The sequence below is a fragment of the Mycolicibacter acidiphilus genome (genome assembly GCF_018455725.1).
In the GTDB taxonomy this organism is placed as follows: domain Bacteria; phylum Actinomycetota; class Actinomycetes; order Mycobacteriales; family Mycobacteriaceae; genus Mycobacterium; species Mycobacterium acidiphilum.
Map to the genome: position 1 here is coordinate 49,333 of NZ_JAHCLR010000034.1, position 20,527 is coordinate 69,859.

Here is a 20,527-nt window from a genome sequence, read left to right on the forward strand (position 1 = left end):
GCCGTGAATCTACTCGCAGGCCGGCGCGAACCGGGTCACGCCGCGGGTTGCGGCGGGGTGGGCTGCCGGGGCGGGCGCGGGCCGCGGATGAACCAGTCCACCCGCGCCTGCCAGGAGCGTCCGGAGCCGTAGGCGAAGCACATCACCCCCAGGCACATGCAGCACCAGACCGGCAGGCTGACGTCCACGCCCACCCACGCCGTCGCCACCTGGACGGCACACGCGGCCATCCCGAGTCCGGCGCCGGCCAGGTAGATGTTGGCGGTCGCCCGGGACCGCGGATCCGACCGCAGTGCCAGCAGCACGCGACGCGCGTAGCCGAGCAGATAGGTCAGCAGCACGCCCAGCACCAGCCAGTAGACCCCGAACCAGATCGATCGGACGGGAGCCGCGAACAGATCGGTGTGCGGCTCCTCGTCGGCGAGGAGGAATGCCGCCACCAGCAGCGGGATGCCCAGGTTCAGGGGTGCGACCACACTGCGGGTGAACATCGCCGTCAGCAACTCCGGGTCGGCGAGACGGGTCAGGCAGTGGTAGACGATCGCGGCGGCCGCGACGATCAGGCAGAGGTGGCCCAGCAGATGCTCGACGTTCCAGCGCCCCAGGACACCGTGCAGGGTGGGCCCCGCGACCGTCGAAACCCACGGGGACACGCACAGCACCGCGCAACCCTGCAGCATGATGCTGCCGGTGAGACCGGCCTCCCACCATGACCGCCAGGTGTCGCGGCGGATCCAGAGGCTGCCCAGCACGGCGAGCAGTGTGGTGGCGACGAGGACCTGCATAGCGGTTATAAAGGGGGTCTGCCGGCGGCGGGATGCAGGTCGGCGATCTTCGGCTGCTCGGGGGCCGAGTCCAGCGTCTCCACGTAGGCGGTCACCGCCTCGGGGGTGATCAGCCCGTACCGGACCTGCAGGTCGATCGGGTTCAGGCCGAAGTGCTTGGCGACCCTGATCAGGTTGTCGGCGGTGATCAGCCGGCCCTCATGCGCGGCTTTGTAGTAGGCCGATTTCCGATACCCGAAGGCCTCATACACCTCGGTGGCGGGCAGCGGCCGCCCCACCAAGTAGGGCAGTACCACCGACGGGTCTTTGTCACGATCGTCCATGTATATAGACGCTAGTCCTGACAGGCGGCCATAATCCAGCGTTCCATGCCGAAATTTGCCTTTTCGGTACGACGATGCGAAAAACCGCAATCGTGCCGTGTGTCCGACCACGTCTCCCCCAGGCTGTCTGAACGCTTCGAGTTGCGCGTCTGGACAGCATCACCGACCGAGACCGGGCCGGACTAGGGTATCGCCCTACCCTAATTTCGCACCGAAATCCCGAACACCTGGGCGTCGGGGTGCCCGGAGAGCAGTCGGGCGAGCTGGTCGCGGCTGCGGACGTCGAGCTTCCCGAAGATGCGGTACAGGTGACCGTCCACGGTCCGCACCGAGACGCTGATCCGGTCGGCGATCTCCCGGTTGGACAGGCCGGCGGCGGCCAGCGCCGCGATCTCCCGCTCCCGGGCGGTGATCGGCAGCGGTCGGGCGGTTGCGACCGTGGCAGGTGAGGCCAACCCGGTCTGCTGCGCCCAGCGGCGTGCCCGGCCCGCCGACTCCAGTTCCCGCTCACGGTCGCCGCTGCGGGCGTACTCGGCCGCCGCCTGCGCCGCGGCGTCTGCGGCCATCGCCATCACCCCGATTTCGGCGAACCGGTCGGCGGCTCCGTCGAGACGGCCACCGTCCCGGCTGGCCACGCCGCGCGCGTGCAACGCCATGACGTCCGACAGCGGCGTCCACAGCATCCGCGCCAGTTCGCCGGCCCGGGCCGCCTGTGAGCGGTCGCCGTAGCGGACGGCGGTGTGCACCGCACGCGACTCGACCGCGTACATCCCGGCCCGCCGGGCGAGTTGCGCCGCCCGTTCAGCGTGTTGCAGGGCGGCCGTCGTCCGCCCCTCGGCCGCCGCCACCCGGGCGCGGGCGATCTCGAGTTCCGGGGCGAAGGCCGCCGTCTGCGGTCCGTGCACCCGCTCCGCGCAGCGCACGGCAGCGGCGCCGGCTGCGGTGTCACCCCGCCCGGCCTCCGCCTGCGCGCACCACGACGCTGCCAGCACCAGTCCTGCCGGCTGGAATCCGACCGACAGTTTCGCCATCGATTCCTGCAACGCCGCGCACGCCGCCCCCAGGGTGCCCCGCAGCAACAGCACATAGCCGCGGACCGCGGCGACGATGCCTTCGGCTTCGGGGATGCCGGCGCTCACGGCCGCGTACCGCTCCACCACGTCCTCGGCGTCGGCCAGATCCCCCGCGGACGCCCGTGCCATCGCCTCCGCCAGCCCGATGATCAGGAGCTGCGGTCCGCTGCCGCCGCGGGCCGCCGCATCCAGTCCCGTCCGGGCCACCCGCGCCACGTCCTCGAAGGACCCGGCGAACGCCGCTGCCCAGGCCGCCGGGGCCGCCGCCCACACCGTCGCCAGCGGATGCGGGTCGGCTGCGCACAGGGCCAGGCCGGCCTCTGCCGCAGTGCCCGCATCGCCCGCGAAGAAGTCGAACGATACCTCGGTCGCGGTGACCAGACTCAGCGCCGACGGGGCATCGATGCGGCCACGGACGTCGGCCAGTATCCGGCGTGCCTCATCCACCCGGCCGCAGCTCTCGAACAGGATCGACGCCCGCAGGCAGGCCCAGCGCACGGTCAGCAGCGGATCGCTGCCGTCGGGGTCGAACTCGCTGAGGACGGCTTCGGCTGCGTCGCTGCGGCCCGCCCAGCGCAGCGCGTCGGCCAGGATCATCGCCGCACGCAGGCCGCCGCCGTGGTCCAGGGCGAACCGGGCGAGGTCCTCGCCGGCGGCGATGTGCGCCGCCGTCATCGCACCCTCGGCGGCGTCGATGATCAGGTCGAGGTCGAGCGGCAGGTCGCTGTGCATCAGGAACCGGGCGGTCCGGATCCGAGTGCGCACGTCCGGTGCGCCGCCGCCGCGGTCACCTCGCCGATCGTCCCGTCGATGGGCTTCAGCCAGATCGCCGTTGATCCGCCGGGTGCGCACCACCCCGGCCAGCTCGATTGCCACCTCACCGATGACCGGATGATTCAGCCCCACCACCGTCTCGGAGCCGTCGGCGACCAGATGGATCATGCCGAGCCGTTCCAGCCGCTCGACCGCGTCGACGGCGCAGAGCCCCCGGAGAATCCGCCAGTCGAGCAGTTCCGCGACCGCCACGATCTCGATCACATCGCGTTCCTCATCGGACAGCGACCGCACCCGGACCTCCAGCAGGTCGTGGAGTTCACGGTCGGGGTGCAGCGCACCCTGCAGCCGCCACCCGGATTCGGTCTGCACCAGCACACCGTTCTCCCGGCCCGGACTGAGCAGTCCGCGCAGTAGCAGCGGATTGCCGCCGGTGCGGCGCTGCAGCTGGTCGACCAGGCTCGGTTCGACGGCGCCGGCCAGCACCGCGCGGGCGAGTTGAGCGGTCTGCTCCGGGGTGAACGGGCCGACCGGCACACTCTCCAGCCAGCGCTCCTTGAGCAGCGCGGTGATCGAGTCGGGCACCGGCTCACCGGATTGGACGACGACGATCAGCCGGGCGGTGCGCTCCGCCGCGATCTGGTAGACCAGGGTCGCCGAGAGCGGGTCCAGCAGCTGGGCGTCGTCGATGACGACGACGAGGTCGCGCTCCCGCTCCAGGTTCTGGTGGGCCGCGGCCAGCATCGCCGCCGGCGCATGTCCGGCGTCGACGCCGACGACCCGGGAGAACGCGCCGAGCGGCACGTCACGACCGGTTTGGGTGCCGAGCGCGAAACGAACCGCGCAGCCCCGGGTTTCAGCGGCCGCCGCCAGCGCACGGGCCAGTGTCGACTTGCCCACCCCGCTCTGGCCCAGCATCGCGACGCCCCGCAGGGCGGAAGCGTCGGTAACTGCCGCAAGCGCGTCCGACGCGCGTCCGAGCTCACTGTCGCGAGCTACGAACGGCCAGTACGATCCACGGTTTCCGGACACCGGCAGGCACACCTCCGCGCTGCATTCACGCAGATGAAATTCTAGTCTTCCTGGCAGAAAGTTCAATTTCCCCTGTCAACAATTCACCGATCATGCATCACCTCGGCATCCGACGCCAGATGGCCTGCGGCAGCAACCGGAATGCGACGATCAACGGCCGCAGCGACCACGGCACCCACACCGCTCGTCGCCCGGCGGCCAGGGCGCGCGCCGTGGCGTCGGCGACCTGCTGCGGAGTGCTCGCCAGCGGCGCAGGCGTCATGCCGGTCGTCATCCGGCCGACGACGAAACCCGGCCGCACGATCAGCAGACGCACCCCGCTGCCGTGCAGTGCGTCGGACAGGCCGCTGGCGAAGCCATCGAGGCCGGCTTTCGCCGAACCGTAGACGTAGTTGGCCCGCCGCACCCGGGACCCGGCCACCGACGAGAACACCACCAGCGCACCGCGACCGGCGCTGCGCATCGCCGCCGCCAGGTGCGTGAGCAGGCTGACCTGGGCGACGTAATCGGTGTGCACCACCGCCACCGCGTGTGCGGCATCCGTTTCGGCGCGGGCCTGATCGCCGAGGATCCCGAACGCCAGTACCGCGGTGCCGATCGGGCCGTGTTCGGCAATCAGCGCCGCGATCAGCGGACCGTGGCTCGTCACGTCGTCGGCGTCGAACTCCACCGTGTGCACCGCCGTCGCCCCGGCAGCGCGCACGCGGGCGATCTGTTCGTCGAGCGGGGTGCCGGCCCGGGCGGCCAGCACCACCGTCGTCCCGGGCGCCAACCGGCACGCCAGTTCCCCGCCGATCTCACTGCGACCGCCGAAAATCACCACCGGACCGCCAGCCGTGTCGTTCACGGCTGTGATTATCGCCTGCGCTAGCGTGGGCGGTGATGGCGAACGCGACCACCCGGCTGACCAGCGACGCGCTGGCGTTCCTGACCGAACGCCACCTGGCGATGCTGACCACGTTGCGCGCCGACAACTCCCCGCACGTCGTCGCGGTGGGCTTCACCTTCGATCCGATGACCCACATCGCCCGGGTGATCACCACCGGCGGTTCACAGAAGGCCGTCAACGCCGAACGCGGCGGGGTGGCGGTGCTCAGTCAGGTCGACGGGGCGCGCTGGCTCTCACTGGAGGGCCGGGCGACGGTCAGCAGGGAGTCGGCCGCGGTCCGCGACGCGGAACTGCGCTACGCCCAGCGGTACAAGACACCGCGCGCCAACCCCGAACGGGTGGTCATCGAGGTGGAGATCGAACGGGTGATCGGCTCGTCGGACCTCGTGACCGTCCCGCGCCCGGATCAGCGCTGATCCACCGGAACCACCACCAGTTCATGCGGTTGGTTGTTCAATGACTCCACGCCGTCGTCGGTGACGATCACGATGTCCTCGATGCGGGCACCCCACTGACCGGGGAAGTAGACGCCGGGTTCGACGGAGAACGCCATGCCGGCGGCGAGCGGAATGTCGTTGCCCGCAACGATGTAGGGCTCCTCGTGCACCGACAGCCCGATGCCGTGCCCGGTGCGGTGCACGAAGAAGTCGGCGAGGTCCGCTCCGGCCAGCACGTCGCGGGCGGCCGCGTCGACCTGCTCGGCGGTCACCCCGGGACGGACCGCTTCGACCGCCGCCCGCTGCGCCTGCTGCAGCAATGAATACCGTTGCCGCACTTCATCATTCGGTTGCCCGAGACAGTAGGTGCGAGTGCAGTCCGAGTTGTATCCGGGTTCCCAGGCGCCGCCGATGTCGACGACGACGACGTCGCCGGCTCGCAGTTCCCGATCGGAACATTCGTGGTGCGGATCGGCGCCGTGCGGGCCGGAGCCGACGATGATGAACGCCACCTCCGAATGCCCCTCGGCGATGATCGCTGCGGCGATGTCAGCGGCGACGTCGGCTTCCGTGCGCCCCGGCACCAGGAACTCCGGCACCCGGGCGTGCACCCGGTCGATCGCCGCCCCCGCCTTGCGCAGCGCATCGATCTCGCTGGGGTCCTTGATCATTCGCAGTTCGCGCAGCACCGCGGTAGCCAGAACCGGTGTCACGCCGAGCCGGTCGGCCAGCGGCAGCAGATGCAGGGCCGGCATGGCGTCGGTGACCGCGGTCGCCGCCGGCGCTCCGCCGAGCGCCTCCACCACCAACTGGTAGGGGTCATCGCCGTCGACCCAGTCCAGCACCGCCAGGCCCAGATCGCCCACCGCCGACTCGCCGAGCGCCGCCAACTCCAGTCGCGGCACCACCATCGTGGGCCGGCCCGAAGCCGGCAGCACCAGGGCGGTGAGCCGTTCGAAGGTCTGCGCTCGCGAACCGGTCAGATAGCGCAGGTCATAGCCGGGGGTGATGACCAGGCCGGCGAGCCCGGCGGCGGCGGTGGCATCGGCGGCGGCGGCCAGGCGGCGGGCGTAGACGGCACTGTCGAATCGGGAAGTCATGGGAGTCAGGCTAACCGGCGACCGTCACGGACGTCCGGAGCCAATAGGGTGGCAGTCATGTCCGCTCCGGTTCTGCTGCTCGACGGCGCCAGCATGTGGTTCCGCTCCTTCTACGGCGTGCCGGCGTCGATCACCGGGCCGGACGGCCGGCCGGTGAACGCGGTGCGCGGGTTCCTCGACACCGTCGCGACGGTGATCACCCGGTTTGAGCCCGGCCGGTTGGCGGTCTGCCTGGACCTGGACTGGCGGCCGCAGTGGCGAGTGGACCTGATCCCGTCGTACAAGGCGCAGCGGGTGGCGGCAGCGGAGCCCGACGGCTCCCCCGACGTCGAGGACGTGCCCGACGACCTGACGCCGCAGGTCGAGGTCATCCTCGACATTCTGGACGCGGCCGGGATCGCGACGGCCGGTGCACCCGGCTATGAGGCCGACGACGTGCTGGGCACCCTGGCCGCCGCCGAACGCAGCAACCCGGTGATCGTGCTCAGCGGCGACCGCGACCTGCTGCAGGTCGTGACCGACGGCCCCGTTCCGGTGTCGGTGTTCTACCTGGGTGCGGGCCTGGCCAAGGCGACACTGTTCGGTCCGGCCGAGGTGGCGCAGAAGTACGGGCTGCCGGTACAGCGGGCCGGCGCCGCCTACGCGGAGATGGCCGTGCTGCGCGGCGACCCGTCCGACGGCCTGCCCGGTGTGCCCGGGATCGGTGAGAAGACCGCGTCCGCGCTGCTGCTGCAGTACGGTTCGCTGCCGCAGGTGCTGGCCGCGGCCGACGACCCGGGGTCGGCGATGGCGAAGGGGGTGCGGGCCAAACTGCACGCCGCCGCCGACTACATCGCGGCGGCCGAGCCGGTGGTGCGGGTGGTCACCGCTGCCCCGGTGACGCTGTCGAAACCCACGGACCGGCTGTATCCCGCTGCGGCGCAACCGGATCGACTGGTCGACCTGGCCGCTCGCAGCGGTGTCGAGTCGTCGGTGGCGCGGTTGACGACGGCGCTGGACTACTTGGGGCGGCCGACCTCGTAGGTGCCGGAGTTGTCCTGGAACGTCACGGTCACCTGACGCTTGGTGCCGTCGACGCTGACCTCGCAGTTGAACGAGTCACCCTGTTTGACGACCGGGCTCTGGCCGTTGTTGCACTTGACGTCCTTGACGTTCTTGGCACCGTAGCCGTTGGTCTGGTCGGACAGGATCTGTTGCACGCCCTGCTGCGCCTTGTCGACGTCGAGCTTGGTGGTGACGAAGAACCCCGGCTTCCAGAATCCGGTCACCAGCAGCGCGAGGACCAGGATTCCCAGGCTGGCGGCGATCGAGCCGATCAGCACCGGCGAACGCTTCGTCTCGGTGGCCGGCTGCCCCGGCTGACCGTACTGACCGGGCTGGCCGTACTGGCCCGGCTGACCGTACTGACCAGGCTGGCCGTACTGGCCCGGCTGACCATACTGACCAGGCTGACCGTACTGCGTCGGCTGACCGTACTGGCCCAGCTGGCCGTACTGCGTCGGCTGCCCGGCCTGACCGTACTGCGTCGGCTGGCCGGTCTGACCGTACTGCGTCGGCTGGCCAGGCTGGCCGTACTGCTCGGGCTGCGGGTACCCGACGGTTCCCGCCGGGTACTGCTGCGGCGCCGCCGGGTACGACGTTGGCTGCTGGTACTGCGGGTACTGCGACGGCGTGTAGGCCGGCGGCTGCCACTGCTGGTCGGCCGCCTGCTCGGCCGCCGGCTCCGCCCCCTGCTGCCCCTCCGGCTGGCTCGGCTGCCACGGCTGCGACGGGTCGTTTCCCTGCGGTCCGCTCATCGTTGTCCCTCAAGTCCTCTCGCGTAGTCGACGTTGACGATCGTCGACTGTCCACCACCGGTAACCCACCGTAGCGCCCGGATCAGCCTACCCGGCGTCAACCGCCACCACCCCGCGCAAAACCGTGTCGATCGCCTGTTTCGCGGTCGCGCGCAATCCGGGGTCGGGCGCGACGTTGCGCACCTGATCGAGCAGGTCCAGCACCTGCCGGCACCAGCGCACGAAGTCGCCGGCCGACAGCGGGGCACCGGCACCCGCCGCATCGGATGCCGCCAGCGCCCCGGCGAGGTCACCCCGACGAGCCCACGCGTACACGGCCGTGACGAAGCCGTAGTCGGGTTCCCGGCTCGGGGTGATCCCGTGCCGGCGCTCATCGGAGCGCAACGCCGCCGACAGTCGACGGGTCTGGTGCAGGGCGGTGCGTACGCCTGCGGTGGGCGCTTCCAGCGCCAGCGGCCCACCCGGACCGTCGGCGCCGCGCGATTCGAACAGCACCGCGGAGACCACCGCCGCCAGTTCTGCCGGTTCCAGCCCGTCCCAGGCCCCCGAGCGCAGGCACTCCGCGACCAGCAGGTCGCTCTCGTTGTAGATGCGGGCCAGCAGCCGGCCGTGATCGGTGACCGCGGGATTGCCGTCGTCGCCGTCGTCAATGAAGCCGCGTTCGGTCAGCAGGCCCACGATCCGGTCGAAGGTGCGCGCCAGGGAGTCGGTTGCGGCGGCGACGCGGCGGCGCAGCTGGGTGTTGTCGGCCTCCAGGCGCAGGTAGCGCTCCGCGGTCCGCATCCGGGCCTCGCGGTCCGCCGCCTGATGGATCGGATGGCGGCGCAGCCGGTCCCGCAGCGCCGCCAACTCCGGGTCCACCGGGGCGTCGTCGGTGTCGGAGCCGCTGCGGCCGCGGCGGCGCTGCCGGTCGGGCGGCACCAGGCCCTCCGCCGCGGACCGCAGCGCTGAGGCGAGGTCACGCCGGACCCGGGGCTGGCGGTGTTCCACCCGTTTCGGCAGTCGCATCGTGCCGAGCGGCCCGGTGGCCCCGTTGTAATCGGCCGACGAGATCCGGCCCGCCCAGTGGTGTTCGGTGAGTACCAGCGGCCGCGGCTCGCTGCTGTCCCGGTCGTCAGCCAGCACCACCGCCAGCCCGCCGCGCCGGCCGCCGGTCAGCGTGATGATGTCGCCGCGCCGCAGCGCCGCCAGGGCGTCACCGGCCGCCCGTCGACGCTGCAGCCGTGACGCCCGGGCCTGGGAGCGTTCGCGTTCCGAGATCTGCGCCCGCAGCCGCGCGTACTCCAGCACCGGCGAATCGCGCCCGCCGAGTTCGACGGCGATGTCGTCGAGCATCCGCTCACCGCGCTCCGCGCCGCGCACCAGCCCCACCACCGACCGGTCCGCCTGGAACTGGGCGAACGACTGCTCCAGCAGCCGGTGCGCCTCCTGCGGAACCATCCGCTGAACCAGGTTGATGGTCATGTTGTAGGACGGCGCGAACGAACTGCGCAGCGGGAAGGTGCGGGTGGACGCCAGCCCGGCGACCTGACCCGGGTCGGCGGTGTTCTCCCCCGGCTGCCACAGCACCACCGCATGGCCTTCGACGTCGATACCGCGCCGGCCGGCCCGCCCGGTGAGCTGCGTGTACTCCCCCGGGGTCAGCGCGGCGTGCTGCTCACCGTTGAACTTGACCAGTCGCTCCAGCACCACCGTGCGGGCCGGCATGTTGATGCCCAGCGCCAGGGTCTCGGTGGCGAACACCGCCTTGACCAGGCCCGCGGTGAACAGTTCCTCAACTGTGTGCCGGAACACCGGCAGCAGCCCGGCGTGGTGTGCCGCCAGGCCGCGCAGCAGCCCCTCCCGGAACTCGTAGTAGCCGAGCACATCCAGGTCCGCATCGGCCAGGTCGCCGCAGCGGTGGTCGATCACCTCGGCGATCCGGGCGCGCTCCGCGTCGGTGGTCAGTCGCAGCGGCGACCGCAGGCACTGTTTGACAGCGGCATCGCAACCGGCCCGGGAGAACACGAACGTGATCGCCGGCAGCAGCCCGGCGGAGTCCAGCACCCCGATCACGTCGGGCCGCATCGGCGGCCGGTAGCTCGGTCGGCCCGCACCGCCACGCCCGGAGTGCCGGCGCGGCCCATGGAAGTCCGACAGCCGTTCGGCCTCACGCCGGTGGGCGATGTGCCGCAGCAGTTGCGGATCGACGCGGGGCGGTGCGTCGGGATCGGGCCGGGTGTCGAACAGGTCGAAGAGCCGCTTGCCGACCATCATGTGCTGCCACAGCGGCACCGGGCGGTGCTCGTCGACGACGACGGCGGTGTCGCCGCGCACGGTCTGGATCCAGCCGCCGAACTCCTCGGCGTTGCTGACCGTCGCCGACAGGCTGACCAGTCGGACCGCCTCCGGCAGGTGCAGGATGACCTCCTCCCACACCGCACCGCGCATGCGGTCGGCCAGGAAGTGCACCTCATCCATTACCACATGCGAAAGTCCGTGCAGAGCAGGTGAATCCGCGTAGAGCATGTTGCGCAGCACTTCGGTGGTCATCACCACCACCGGGGCGTTGGCGTTGATCGAGAGGTCCCCGGTGAGCAGGCCGACCCGCTCCTTGCCATACCGGGCGACCAGGTCGGTGTGCTTCTGATTGCTCAGCGCCTTGATCGGCGTGGTGTAGAAGCATTTGCTCTCGGCGGCCAGCGCCAGGTGCACGGCGAACTCGCCGACGATGGTCTTGCCGGCCCCGGTCGGCGCGCAGACCAGCACACCGCGACCGTCCTCCAGCGCCGTGCACGCCGTGCGCTGGAAGCCGTCCAGCGTGAACGGCAGCTCGGCGGTGAACGTGTCCAGTTCGGTCACGGCGCGCCCGCCTGTCCCGCGACCGTGCACAGCTCTCCGCTGCCACCTGGGCGTTGCCGGTGATCTGTGCACCCTCGCGGGGAGAGATCACTCATGGTCGGCGGTGACCGGGGACGGCGCGGGGATCTCCGAGGCCTGGTCATCGGGGAGATCGTTCGCGGTGCGGCGGTCCTTGCGCTTGTCGTGCAGCCGGGCGATCTGGATGGCGAACTCCAGCAGTAACGACAGTGCCAGCCCGAGGGCGGTCATCGAGAACGGATCGGAGCCGGGGGTGGCGAACGCGGCGAACACGAACACCGCGAAGATCAGCCCGCGCCGCCACGATTTGAGCTTCTCGTAGCTGAGCACACCCACCAGGTTCAGCATGATGATCAGCAGCGGGAACTCGAAGCTGATCCCGAACACCAGCAGCAGGTTGATCAGGAAGCCGAAGTACTGGTCGCCGGAGAGCGCGGTGACCTGCACATCGCTGCCGACGGTCAGCAGGAAACCGAGCGCCTTGGAGAGCACCAGGTAGGCCAGCACCGCACCGCCGATGAACAACACCGCCGCGCTCACCACGAACGCCACCGCGAATCGGCGCTCCTTGCGGTACAGCCCCGGTGTGATGAACGCCCACAGTTGGTAGAACCAGACCGGACAGGCCAGCACGGTGCCGGCCACCAGACCGACCTTCAGCCGCAGCATGAACTGGTCGAACGGCGCGGTCGCCAGCAGCCGGCACTGCCCGTCGGCGCTGATCTGCGCGCGCGCCGACGGCGGCAGCGCGCAGTACGGCTGGCGCAGCCATTCACCGAGGCTCGGCCCACCGAACACGCCGTGCGAGTACCAGAGGAACCCGGCGACCGTCGTCAGCAGGATCGCGGCCAGCGACAGCAGCAGCCGGGTACGCAGTTCACGGACGTGGTCGACCAGCGACATCGTCCCGTCAGGGTTGGTGCGGCTGCGACGCAGCCGGGGGTCCAGCCGTCGGAGGAAACCGGGGGTGCGCACGAATGTGAGGTGTCCGCGGGCGCTGTGCGCCGAGTCGGGAATCGCCCGCTAGACCGGGTGGCCGTCGGCCGCCGGGGGGTCGACCCGCTCGGACTGCACGGTGGTCGGCGCCCCCGGCGATTCGGGCCTGGCGTCGTGCTGCAATTCGCGCACCTCGGTCTTGAAGATGCGCAGCGACTTGCCCAGCGACCGGGCCGCGTCCGGCATGCGCTTGGCGCCGAACAGCAGCACCACCACGACAAGCAGGATCGCCCAGTGTGTCGGACTCATAGCGCCCACTATCCGTCACCTCCAGATTTCTCCGCCGATGCTACCGGAGCCGTCGGCCGATAGGCTGCCACCGCCTCGGCCGCGGCCGCCTGGACCCGCTGCACCAGCGGCTCCGGCCCCAGAACCTGCACCTCCGCGCCGAAGCCCAGCAGCAAGCGGGTCACCCAGTCGTCGGAGACGTAGGTCATGGTCGCGGTACGACTGCCGTCCGGCAGTTCTTCGACGACCCGCATCGGGTAGTACTCGAACATCCAGGCCGCGGCCGGCGCCACCCGCAGCGTCGCCGCCGGCAGCGACGGGTCCGCGGCGAACAGCGCGGTGTCGGTGGCGGCCTGCAGCGCCGGTTCCGGCGCTGCCGACGGTTCGTCGAGCAGCCGGGCGCCGTCGATCCGGTCGAACCGGAACAGCCGCACTCCGGCGGACTCGCGGCACCAGGCCTCCAGGTAGCTGTGGTTGCCGATCAGCACCACCCGGATCGGGTCGACGACCCGGTGCGACAGGCTGTCGCGGGAGGCGGCGTAGTAGTCGATGCCCAGTGCGCGGTGGCGCTGCAGACCGTCCCGCACGACGTCGGCGGTGTCGGCCAGGGCTGTGTCGTCCACAGCCGGCTCGGTGGCCTCATGCACCGCCGCGCCCGCGGCGTTCTCGATCTTGGCGATCGCACTGCGCGCCGCTCGCGGGTCGACGATGCCGGGCATGCCCACCAGCGCGTTGAGCGCCATCAGCATCGCCGTCGCCTCCGGCGACGTCAGCCGCAGCGGCCGGTCCATCCCCGCGGACTCGTAGACCTTGATGCGGTCCTCGTAGAAGGTCAGGTCGATCAGGTCGCCCGGGCCGTAACCCGGCAGCCCGGACACCGCCAGCAACTCCAGGTCGGTCTGCAGTTGGGTAAGGCTGACACCGAGGTGCGCGGCGGCCTTCTCTTTGCTGATCCCCTGGTTGGCCAGGAAGTACGGCACCATGTTCAGCAGCCGGACCAGGCGTTTCGACAACTGGGTCATGCCGCACCTCCCGCCGCGCGAGCGGTCAGCCGGGCCAGCACGTCGCCGCGCAGCGACGGCGGATCCAGAACGACGGCGTCGGCCCCGTACCCGGCGATCTCCCGGGCCCACCGGTCGAAGGTGCCGATGTCGATGCCGACGACGTCACCGTCGCGACCGCCGAGCGACCGGCGTTCCAACACCGTGCCCGCCCGGCGCAGTGCGACGGCACGCCCGTCGGCCACCCAGACCCGGGCCTGAACGCCGATGGGGGTGTCGCCGACCGCATCCGCGACGATCCGGTGCAGGTCATCGGTTTCGGGGCGACTGACCTCGGTGGCGCCGATGGTGCGTACGTCGGGTCCGATCCGCGACATCCGGAAGGTCCGCACTGCGTTGCGATCCCGATCGTGGCCCACCACATACCAGCGGCCGCCGTGGATGACCACCCCCCAGGGTTCGACGGTGCGCGTGACGTACGGCGCGACCGGTGAGGGCCGATGTTCGAACTGCACCGCCTGACCGGACTCGACGGCGGCCATCAGCGCGTTCAGCGCCGGCTCGGCCCGGTGGATTCCGGGCAGCGCGGCGGGCGGTGCCACCAGCACATCGGCGCGGTCCGGGTCGGCGTCGACACCGGCGGCATGCAGTTTGGCCACCGCCCCTTCGACGTTGGCCCGCAATTCCGGCGATTGCCACAGCTGCACCGCGACGGCGACCGCGGCGGCTTCCTCGGTGGTGAGGCTGATTTCGGGCAGCGCGTAGGTCTGCGGGTTGATGCGGTATCCCTCGACCACCTCGAACCCGGAGGCCTTGCCGGTCTCCAACGGAATGCCCAGTTCGCGCAGCTCGTTCTTGTCCCGTTCGAACATGCGGGAGAACGCTTCCTCGCTGGGGCTGTCGATGTAGCCGACCACACTGGACCGGATCTTCTCCGCCGTGAGATAGCTGCGGGTGGCGAGCAACGCGATGACGAGATTCAGCAGTCGTTCCACTTTGGCGGTCGCCATGACACAACAGGATAAGCGCTGTCCGCCGGAGTCCCGGACCGACACCGCCTACATGCTGGCGATGAGCCGCTTGACCCGCTCGTCGACCGACCGGAACGGGTCCTTGCACAGCACCGTGCGCTGCGCCTGGTCGTTGAGCTTGAGGTGCACCCAGTCGACGGTGAAGTCGCGGCCGGCAGCCTGTGCGGCACTGATGAACTCACCGCGCAGCTTGGCCCGGGTGGTCTGCGGCGGGGTGTCGACGGCGGCGTCGATCTCCTCGTCGGTGGTGACGCGGGCGGCCAGTCCCTTGCGCTGCAGCAGGTCGAACACGCCGCGGCCCCGTTTGATGTCGTGGTAGGCCAGATCCAGCTGCGCGATCTTGGGGTCGGACAGCTCCATCGAGTAGCGATCCTGGTAGCGCTGGAACAGCTTTCGCTTGATCACCCAGTCGATCTCGGTGTCGACCTTGGCGAAGTCCTGACTCTCCACCGCGTCGAGTTGCCGTCCCCACAGGTCGACGACCTGTTCGAGTTGCGGGTTGCTGACGGCGCGGGTCCGCACGTAGTCCAGTGCCCGCCCGTAATACTCCCGCTGGATGTCCAGCGCGCTGGCCTGCCGGCCGCCGGCCAGGCGCACCGGACGCCGGCCGGTCATGTCGTGGCTGACCTCGCGGATCGCACGAATCGGGTTGTCCAGCGAGAAGTCTCGGAACGCGACGCCGGCCTCGATCATCTCCAGCACCAGCGCCGCACTGCCGACCTTGAGCATGGTCGTGGTCTCGCTCATGTTGGAGTCACCGACGATGACGTGCAGCCGGCGGTACTTCTCGGCGTCGGCGTGCGGCTCGTCGCGGGTGTTGATGATGGGACGGGATCGGGTCGTCGCGCTGGACACGCCCTCCCAGATGTGTTCGGCGCGCTGGGACAGGCAGAACGTCGCGGCCTTCGGGGTCTGCAGCACCTTGCCGGCGCCGCAGATCAGCTGACGGGTCACCAGGAACGGCAGCAGCACGTCGGAGATCCGGGAGAACTCCCCGGCGCGGACCACCAGGTAGTTCTCGTGGCAGCCGTAGGAGTTGCCGGCCGAGTCGGTATTGTTCTTGAACAGGTAGATGTCGCCGCCGATGCCCTCGTCGGCCAGCCGCTGCTCGGCGTCGATCAGCAGGTCTTCGAGCACCCGCTCCCCGGCCCGGTCGTGGGTGACCAGCTGGAGCAGGCTGTCGCATTCCGCGGTGGCGTACTCGGGGTGGCTGCCGACATCCAGGTAGAGCCGGGCACCGTTGCGCAGGAACACATTAGAGCTGCGTCCCCAGGACACCACCCGGCGGAACAGGTAGCGCGCCACTTCGTCCGGCGACAGTCGCCGATGACCGTGGAAGGTGCAGGTCACACCGAACTCAGTCTCGATGCCCATGATTCTGCGCTGCACGTCATCGAGCCTACTTGTTGAAACGGCGCAGGGGTGGGCAGGCTCGCCCGCGTCACCTGGTCAGTCGGGCGGATTCTCCGGGCCGGTGATGGTCTCCAGCACGACCTCGGCGACCCGCTTCATCGTGGTCCGGCGGTCCATCGCGGCACGCTGGATCCACTTGAACGCCTCCGGCTCGCTGAGTCCGTGACTGGCCTGCAGCCGGCCTTTGGCCTGCTCGATGAGCTTGCGGGTGGCCAGCTGTTCGGACAGCGCGCTCACCTCGCGTTCCAGCGCGGTGATCTCCTCGGCCCGGCTGACCGCCAACTCGATCGCCGGAACCAGGTCACCGGCGGAGAACGGCTTGACCAGGTAGGCCATCGCCCCGGCGTCACGTGCCCGTTCGACCAGGTCACGCTGACTGAACGCGGTGAGCATGACGATCGGCGCGATCCGCTTGCCGGCGATCTCGGCGGCCGCGTCGATCCCGTCGCGGCGCGGCATCTTCACGTCCATGATCACCAGGTCCGGGCGCAGCTGCTCGGCCAGGTCGACCGCCTCCTGACCGTCGACCGCCTCGCCGACAACGTCGTAGCCCTCTTCGCGCAGCATCTCGACCAGATCCAGCCGGATCAGCGCCTCATCCTCGGCGATCAGGACGCGGCGCGACGGGCGCCGCTCGGCGTCGGACACGGGCTCGGTCATGACGCCATTGTGGCGCGGCGGGCGGACCGGGCCACCACCCGGGGCGGGCGTGGCGATCGTCTACGCTGAGAGACCGCAACCTGCGAGCCCTCGTATCCCAACTGGCAGAGGAAACGGATTCAAAACCCGTGCAGTGTGAGTTCGAATCTCACCGAGGGCACTTTTTTCGACGGACGACAATGCAGGTCAACGTTACTTTCTCGGTTACGCGAAACCCGTTTGGACCCGGTTTGGACGCGAATTGGACACGCTCGCGTCCAGCCGATCCGCAACCGCGTTCAGATCGTCGTCAAACAGATCGGCGTACACGTCCAGCGTCATCGCCGCGCTCGCGTGTCCAAGCATCCGCTGAACCACCTTCACGTTCGCCCCGGCGCTGATCGCCAAGCTCGCCGCCGTGTGCCGCAGCGCGTGCGCCGTGATCCGGGGGAACGTCGCGTCGTCGGCCTGGCACCGGGCCACCGCACCGGCCAGCCACGACCGCACCGACGCTGGCGGGCCAAGATGCCCGCCGGTCGCTGACGGCCAGATCAGGTCGCCACGGCCCTTGCCCTGGCACGTCACGGCCAGCACGTCGGCCACGAACCCGGCCAGCGCCACCGTGCGACTCTCCCCCGTCTTGAGCGTGCCAACGACGATTTCGCTCCCTACCCGAACGGCGTTGTGCTGCAACGTGATCCGTCGCCGTAGGAAGTCAACGTCGCTCACGCGCAGAGCAGCGGCTTCGCCCCACCGCAAGCCGACCGTGCCGAGTAGCAGGATCAGCGACCGGTAGCGGCCTGATTCGTCGGCCAGGTGGTGAAGCTGGTCGGCGGTCAGATAGACGTTGTGCCGTTTTGCGCGTTTCGGCAGCTTTACGCCTCTGGCGGGATTCGCCGGAATCAGCCGGTCGCGTACGGCGTCGTCCATGATGCGGGCCAGGACTGAGTAAACGGTGGCAATCATGGACGGGGAGAGCTTTCCCGCCAGGGCAGCTACCCACGCTTGCACGTCGCTGTACTTCACGTTCCCGATGCGGGTTTCGGCCCATCGTGGTTCTACGTGGTTTCGCCATGCGCTCTCGTAGGAGCGGAAACCGGACGGCTTCATGTGTCCTTTTTGACGTTCTAGCCATGCTGGCCCTAACGATCCGATAGTGGCTTTCGCCAACGAGGGCGATATGTACTCTCCGCGCATCTTGGAAACTTCTACGGTCGCGGCGAACCGGTCTGCGTCACGTTTCGTCTTGAAGCCGCGTTTGCGCGTGGTTTTGTTTTCCGGCGTGCGGTAGCGAACTTCATACAAAGTTGCTCCGGTCGTGTTCTGATATTTGCTGACGGTTGGCATGTTTGCTGATCTTCCCTTCGAACGATTCTTATTCTATTTTCCACAACTTTTCCACCGCTGGCGGGACATGCTCTGACCTGCACCGATGGCGTTGCGGTCGGGTTGTGTGGCCTAGCCTAGATGGGCTGCCGTGACGTGTCCAGTGTTTGCCTTGACAGCCCTCGCCCGGTCGTGAATGATGGGTAATACCGAAGCAAAAAACGGGAATTCAAACACACACATTCAAACTTCGCGGCATACCCACACTATTCGCCAAAGCGAGCCGCTTGCTCTCGGACCCGCAACGAGAAACGTTGCGCGACAGTCCAACGCAAAGGGAAACGCGATGTTTGAAATGCCGGAAATCATGTCCGAAGAAGAACTGTCCAAGTTCGTAGGAATCCCACCACGGTCCCTAGCGCAAGATCGCTACCTGGGCAAAGGAATTCCCTACGTCAAGTTCGGTCAGCGCGTTCGATACCTCCGCGACGACGTTATAGCGTTCATGCTCGCCAACCGCAAGGAAGTTGGCAAGAGCGCATGAACGATCTCCGCAATCGGTGGATGAAAAAGCGATTCGAAGCAATGCAGCGGAACGTGCTGGACCGCTACGGACGGCCCGCGATGCAGTCAGCCGTTCGTGCCAGCGCCGTAACCATGCAAATCGTCAATAGCCCGGTTTCCGCACCGCTTCCCCTTGACGTGCAAGCCGACCTTGAGCGAGCGCGCATCACGCAATGGCGCATCGACAACGGATTGAACGATGCGCGTTACCTCAAAATGCTTGACGACCTCGAATCCTAGCGATTCGCCACTAATACTGACATTCAAAGGAATTCCCATAATATGAAATCGGAAATGTCGCCATACGCGCACGCCTGGCGGTCGGCCCACGCCGCCGGATTCGCCCCGATCCCCCTGCCAGCCGGTGAGAAGCACCCACCGCCAACCGGATTCACTGGCGGGAACGCCGAAGCCGCCGATCCTGACCAACTGGAACGTTGGGAGAACGATCCCAAATACCGAAACGGCAATATCGCGTTTTGGTTGGGAAAGCCGGTAATCGTGGCTGGCGCCGAATATCAAGTAGTCGGTATCGACGTGGATCATTACGGCGACAAACACGGCGGTGACCAACTGGCCGCATTGGAGAAAGAACTAGGCTCGCTATCGGATCGGGAACCGTGGATTTCCACGGCGCGAACCGATGGCAGTAGCGGTATCCGCTGGCTGCTCGCTCCGCTCAAAGATTCAGCCGGCCAAAAGATCGAATTTCGCGGCAAAGCCGATTCAGCGATTGACGTAATTCAGGGCAAGCACCGATACGCGATGGTTTGGCCGTCTGTCCACCCAGACACAAAAACGCAAGTGTGGTGGTTCCCGCCAGGTGTGACGCCGAACGACGGTAGCCGGTCAGCCTGGCGGGAAACTGACGCGCTGCCGATTATCTCGGATTTTCCGATTCTGTCGGATCGATGGGTTACCTACTTGCAGAACCATCGAAGCCATAGCGGCCAGATTGACCTGGATATCAGCGTCACCGATCTTTACCGTTGGGCCGACGGGATTTTTAACGACGGCCAGAATAGCGAAATCTGCTGGAATATTGCGTCAGCCTTGGAGACGTGGAAGCGCCGGATCACCGAAGATGAATCGTCACATGACAAAATAACCGACGCTCACTGGATGCTGTACCGTCTTGCCGCCGAAGGTCACACCGGCTGGAAAGACGCGGTGGCCGAAGTTAACGATTATTGGCTGAACGCGGTTGGCCGCAGGGGTAAAAGATCCCTGGCCGAAGCTCGGGCAGAAATCTTCCGCTCGGAAACCGGCGCTCTACGCAAGATCAAGCCAGCCGTTGACGCTGACGGCGTATCGGACAAATGCGCGTGCGCTGGCGCTGGAGCTAATCTCTGGTTTTCGGATCGTGTGCCGCTCGGCCTGGCCCACCAATTCGCACTGGCCCACGAACGCGAAGATACGCCGATCAAGCTCTGGCGGGATGACTGGTATCAATACAACAGCCAACGCTGGAAACGCCTAAGCGCAGATGAATTGCGGAAGTTGATCTACTACCGTTTGGAATCGGCACAGTACCTAAATAAAGATGGTATCGCGGTGCCGTGGAATCCGTCGCAAAGCAAGGTCGCCACGGTGGAACACGCACTCCGCGCCGTCACGCTACTTGATAGCGAAGATATCGAAGCACCGTGTTGGTTGGATAATCGTCAAGAACGCATGGTTGCATTTACGAACACGCTGCTACAGCTTGAAGATCGGAAACCAGTCGCGCACACGTCGGAATACTTCAACATGAACGCGCTGCCATTCGCCTACGATCCTGCCGCTCCGAAGCCGGAACGCTGGCTGCAATTCATGCAAGAACTGTGGCCCGATGATCCTGATTCAATCGCCGCATTGCAGGAATGGTTCGGATACGTCGTCAGCGGTCGGACAAACCTTCACAAAATGCTGACGCTGATCGGGCCGCGCCGTTCCGGCAAAACGACGATTGCCCATATTATGCGAAGCATCGTGGGCGACGACAACACCACCGCGTGCCGTTCAGCCGATATCGTCAATCCGTTCGGTATGGCCGATCTAGTTGGCCGTACGTTGGCAACGTTTGACGACGACCGCATAACCGGAAATGGTAAGAAGTTTGTTGACGTGTTGAAAGACATTATCGGCGAAGGAAAGGTATCCGTAAGTCGCAAGTATCAAAGCGCGTGGCGCGGAAGATTAGCGGCGCGGTTCGTCTATATCGCAAACGAACTGTCAGCCATACCGGCTCTTCCGGTTTCAGAGTGCGTTGATTCGATCCT

19 protein-coding genes and 1 tRNA gene are annotated in these 20,527 nt (G+C 67.9%); 6 read left to right on the forward strand and 14 right to left on the reverse strand.

Features of this window, described 5'->3' with window-relative positions:
- Nucleotides 1–35 precede the first annotated feature (35 nt).
- From KIH27_RS15680 to dprE2, 4 genes are all read right to left on the reverse strand, one after another.
- Entirely contained in the window at nt 36–785 is a 750-nt protein-coding gene (locus KIH27_RS15680; protein ID WP_214093888.1) for a hypothetical protein, read from the reverse strand.
- A gap of 5 nt (nt 786–790) precedes the next feature.
- Nucleotides 791–1,108: a hypothetical protein gene (locus KIH27_RS15685; RefSeq protein WP_214093889.1), complete on the reverse strand. Its 318-nt coding sequence runs from the start codon at nt 1,106–1,108 to the stop codon at nt 791–793.
- Nucleotides 1,109–1,308: 200 nt separating this feature from the next.
- Nucleotides 1,309–3,873: a helix-turn-helix domain-containing protein gene (locus KIH27_RS15690; RefSeq protein ID WP_214093890.1), complete on the reverse strand. Its 2,565-nt coding sequence runs from the start codon at nt 3,871–3,873 to the stop codon at nt 1,309–1,311.
- A 211-nt stretch (nt 3,874–4,084) separates the two neighbouring features.
- On the reverse strand, nt 4,085–4,834 hold the full coding sequence (dprE2, locus tag KIH27_RS15695) for a decaprenylphospho-beta-D-erythro-pentofuranosid-2-ulose 2-reductase (RefSeq protein WP_214093891.1): 750 nt from the start codon (nt 4,832–4,834) through the stop codon (nt 4,085–4,087).
- Nucleotides 4,835–4,869: 35 nt separating this feature from the next.
- Between dprE2 and KIH27_RS15700 the strand changes: the two genes are divergently transcribed.
- A complete protein-coding gene (locus KIH27_RS15700; protein ID WP_214093892.1) occupies nt 4,870–5,292 on the forward strand; it encodes a F420-dependent biliverdin reductase in 423 nt (140 codons plus the stop codon).
- Here the strand turns inward: KIH27_RS15700 and KIH27_RS15705 are convergent.
- The gene (locus KIH27_RS15705) at nt 5,283–6,413 is read right to left on the reverse strand and encodes a M24 family metallopeptidase (RefSeq protein WP_214093893.1); all 1,131 of its coding nucleotides are present in this window, start codon (nt 6,411–6,413) and stop codon (nt 5,283–5,285) included. The two genes, KIH27_RS15700 and KIH27_RS15705, sit on opposite strands and share 10 nt — an antisense overlap.
- 57 nt (nt 6,414–6,470) lie before the next feature.
- Here KIH27_RS15705 and KIH27_RS15710 point away from each other — a divergent pair, with 57 nt between their 5' ends.
- Nucleotides 6,471–7,436 (forward strand): 5'-3' exonuclease, encoded by a 966-nt coding sequence (locus KIH27_RS15710; RefSeq protein ID WP_214093894.1) that lies wholly within the window; start codon nt 6,471–6,473, stop codon nt 7,434–7,436.
- On the opposite strand, the gene KIH27_RS15715 is transcribed toward KIH27_RS15710, so the two are convergent.
- The 8 genes from KIH27_RS15715 to KIH27_RS15750 all read right to left on the reverse strand — a co-directional run bounded on the left by KIH27_RS15715 (nt 7,412) and on the right by KIH27_RS15750 (nt 16,397).
- Nucleotides 7,412–8,209, reverse strand: coding sequence for a DUF4333 domain-containing protein (locus KIH27_RS15715; RefSeq protein ID WP_214093895.1), 798 nt, complete (start codon nt 8,207–8,209; stop codon nt 7,412–7,414). The two genes, KIH27_RS15710 and KIH27_RS15715, sit on opposite strands and share 25 nt — an antisense overlap.
- Before the next feature lie 87 nt (nt 8,210–8,296).
- Entirely contained in the window at nt 8,297–11,050 is a 2,754-nt protein-coding gene (locus KIH27_RS15720) for a DEAD/DEAH box helicase (protein ID WP_214093896.1), read from the reverse strand.
- A gap of 87 nt (nt 11,051–11,137) precedes the next feature.
- Entirely contained in the window at nt 11,138–12,043 is a 906-nt protein-coding gene (tatC, locus tag KIH27_RS15725; protein WP_214093897.1) for a twin-arginine translocase subunit TatC, read from the reverse strand.
- A gap of 48 nt (nt 12,044–12,091) precedes the next feature.
- Entirely contained in the window at nt 12,092–12,322 is a 231-nt protein-coding gene (gene tatA / locus KIH27_RS15730; RefSeq protein WP_214093898.1) for a Sec-independent protein translocase subunit TatA, read from the reverse strand.
- Complete coding sequence (locus tag KIH27_RS15735; RefSeq protein ID WP_214093899.1) at nt 12,322–13,314, reverse strand: helix-turn-helix transcriptional regulator; 993 nt, start codon at nt 13,312–13,314, stop codon at nt 12,322–12,324. The genes tatA and KIH27_RS15735 overlap by 1 nt, the downstream gene beginning before the upstream one ends.
- On the reverse strand, nt 13,311–14,303 hold the full coding sequence (locus KIH27_RS15740; protein ID WP_214093900.1) for a helix-turn-helix transcriptional regulator: 993 nt from the start codon (nt 14,301–14,303) through the stop codon (nt 13,311–13,313). The genes KIH27_RS15735 and KIH27_RS15740 overlap by 4 nt, the downstream gene beginning before the upstream one ends.
- Before the next feature lie 48 nt (nt 14,304–14,351).
- Nucleotides 14,352–15,713, reverse strand: coding sequence for a Pup--protein ligase (gene pafA, locus KIH27_RS15745; protein ID WP_214093901.1), 1,362 nt, complete (start codon nt 15,711–15,713; stop codon nt 14,352–14,354).
- A 60-nt stretch (nt 15,714–15,773) separates the two neighbouring features.
- A complete protein-coding gene (locus KIH27_RS15750) occupies nt 15,774–16,397 on the reverse strand; it encodes an ANTAR domain-containing response regulator (protein WP_214093902.1) in 624 nt (207 codons plus the stop codon).
- A gap of 86 nt (nt 16,398–16,483) precedes the next feature.
- On the opposite strand from KIH27_RS15750, the gene KIH27_RS15755 reads away from it, so the two are divergent.
- Nucleotides 16,484–16,557, forward strand: a tRNA-Leu gene (locus KIH27_RS15755).
- Nucleotides 16,558–16,601: 44 nt separating this feature from the next.
- On the opposite strand, the gene KIH27_RS15760 is transcribed toward KIH27_RS15755, so the two are convergent.
- Nucleotides 16,602–17,723 carry a site-specific integrase gene (locus tag KIH27_RS15760; RefSeq protein WP_214093903.1) on the reverse strand — a complete coding sequence of 374 codons (1,122 nt, stop codon included), beginning with the start codon at nt 17,721–17,723 and terminating at the stop codon, nt 16,602–16,604.
- A gap of 325 nt (nt 17,724–18,048) precedes the next feature.
- Here KIH27_RS15760 and KIH27_RS15765 point away from each other — a divergent pair, with 325 nt between their 5' ends.
- From KIH27_RS15765 to KIH27_RS15775, 3 genes are all read left to right on the forward strand, one after another.
- The gene (locus KIH27_RS15765) at nt 18,049–18,246 is read left to right on the forward strand and encodes a DNA-binding protein (RefSeq protein WP_214093904.1); all 198 of its coding nucleotides are present in this window, start codon (nt 18,049–18,051) and stop codon (nt 18,244–18,246) included.
- On the forward strand, nt 18,243–18,506 hold the full coding sequence (locus tag KIH27_RS15770; RefSeq protein WP_214093905.1) for a hypothetical protein: 264 nt from the start codon (nt 18,243–18,245) through the stop codon (nt 18,504–18,506). The genes KIH27_RS15765 and KIH27_RS15770 overlap by 4 nt, the downstream gene beginning before the upstream one ends.
- A gap of 42 nt (nt 18,507–18,548) precedes the next feature.
- Nucleotides 18,549–20,527 (forward strand): DUF5906 domain-containing protein (locus KIH27_RS15775; protein WP_214093906.1); only part of this gene is annotated, 1,979 nt, incomplete at its 3' end.

What these genes read in the sequence shown, in the direction of transcription:
- KIH27_RS15680 (WP_214093888.1), bottom strand. Translation starts at nt 785, where the DNA reads ATGCAGGTCCTCGTCGCCACCACACTGCTCGCCGTGCTGGGCAGCCTC.
- KIH27_RS15685 (WP_214093889.1), bottom strand. Translation starts at nt 1,108, where the DNA reads ATGGACGATCGTGACAAAGACCCGTCGGTGGTACTGCCCTACTTGGTG.
- KIH27_RS15690 (WP_214093890.1), bottom strand. Translation starts at nt 3,873, where the DNA reads ATGCTGGGCCAGAGCGGGGTGGGCAAGTCGACACTGGCCCGTGCGCTG.
- KIH27_RS15700 (WP_214093892.1), top strand. Translation starts at nt 4,870, where the DNA reads ATGGCGAACGCGACCACCCGGCTGACCAGCGACGCGCTGGCGTTCCTG.
- KIH27_RS15705 (WP_214093893.1), bottom strand. Translation starts at nt 6,413, where the DNA reads ATGACTTCCCGATTCGACAGTGCCGTCTACGCCCGCCGCCTGGCCGCC.
- KIH27_RS15710 (WP_214093894.1), top strand. Translation starts at nt 6,471, where the DNA reads ATGTCCGCTCCGGTTCTGCTGCTCGACGGCGCCAGCATGTGGTTCCGC.
- KIH27_RS15715 (WP_214093895.1), bottom strand. Translation starts at nt 8,209, where the DNA reads ATGAGCGGACCGCAGGGAAACGACCCGTCGCAGCCGTGGCAGCCGAGC.
- KIH27_RS15735 (WP_214093899.1), bottom strand. Translation starts at nt 13,314, where the DNA reads ATGACCCAGTTGTCGAAACGCCTGGTCCGGCTGCTGAACATGGTGCCG.
- KIH27_RS15740 (WP_214093900.1), bottom strand. Translation starts at nt 14,303, where the DNA reads ATGGCGACCGCCAAAGTGGAACGACTGCTGAATCTCGTCATCGCGTTG.
- KIH27_RS15750 (WP_214093902.1), bottom strand. Translation starts at nt 16,397, where the DNA reads ATGACCGAGCCCGTGTCCGACGCCGAGCGGCGCCCGTCGCGCCGCGTC.
- KIH27_RS15760 (WP_214093903.1), bottom strand. Translation starts at nt 17,723, where the DNA reads ATGCCAACCGTCAGCAAATATCAGAACACGACCGGAGCAACTTTGTAT.
- KIH27_RS15765 (WP_214093904.1), top strand. Translation starts at nt 18,049, where the DNA reads ATGTTTGAAATGCCGGAAATCATGTCCGAAGAAGAACTGTCCAAGTTC.
- KIH27_RS15770 (WP_214093905.1), top strand. Translation starts at nt 18,243, where the DNA reads ATGAACGATCTCCGCAATCGGTGGATGAAAAAGCGATTCGAAGCAATG.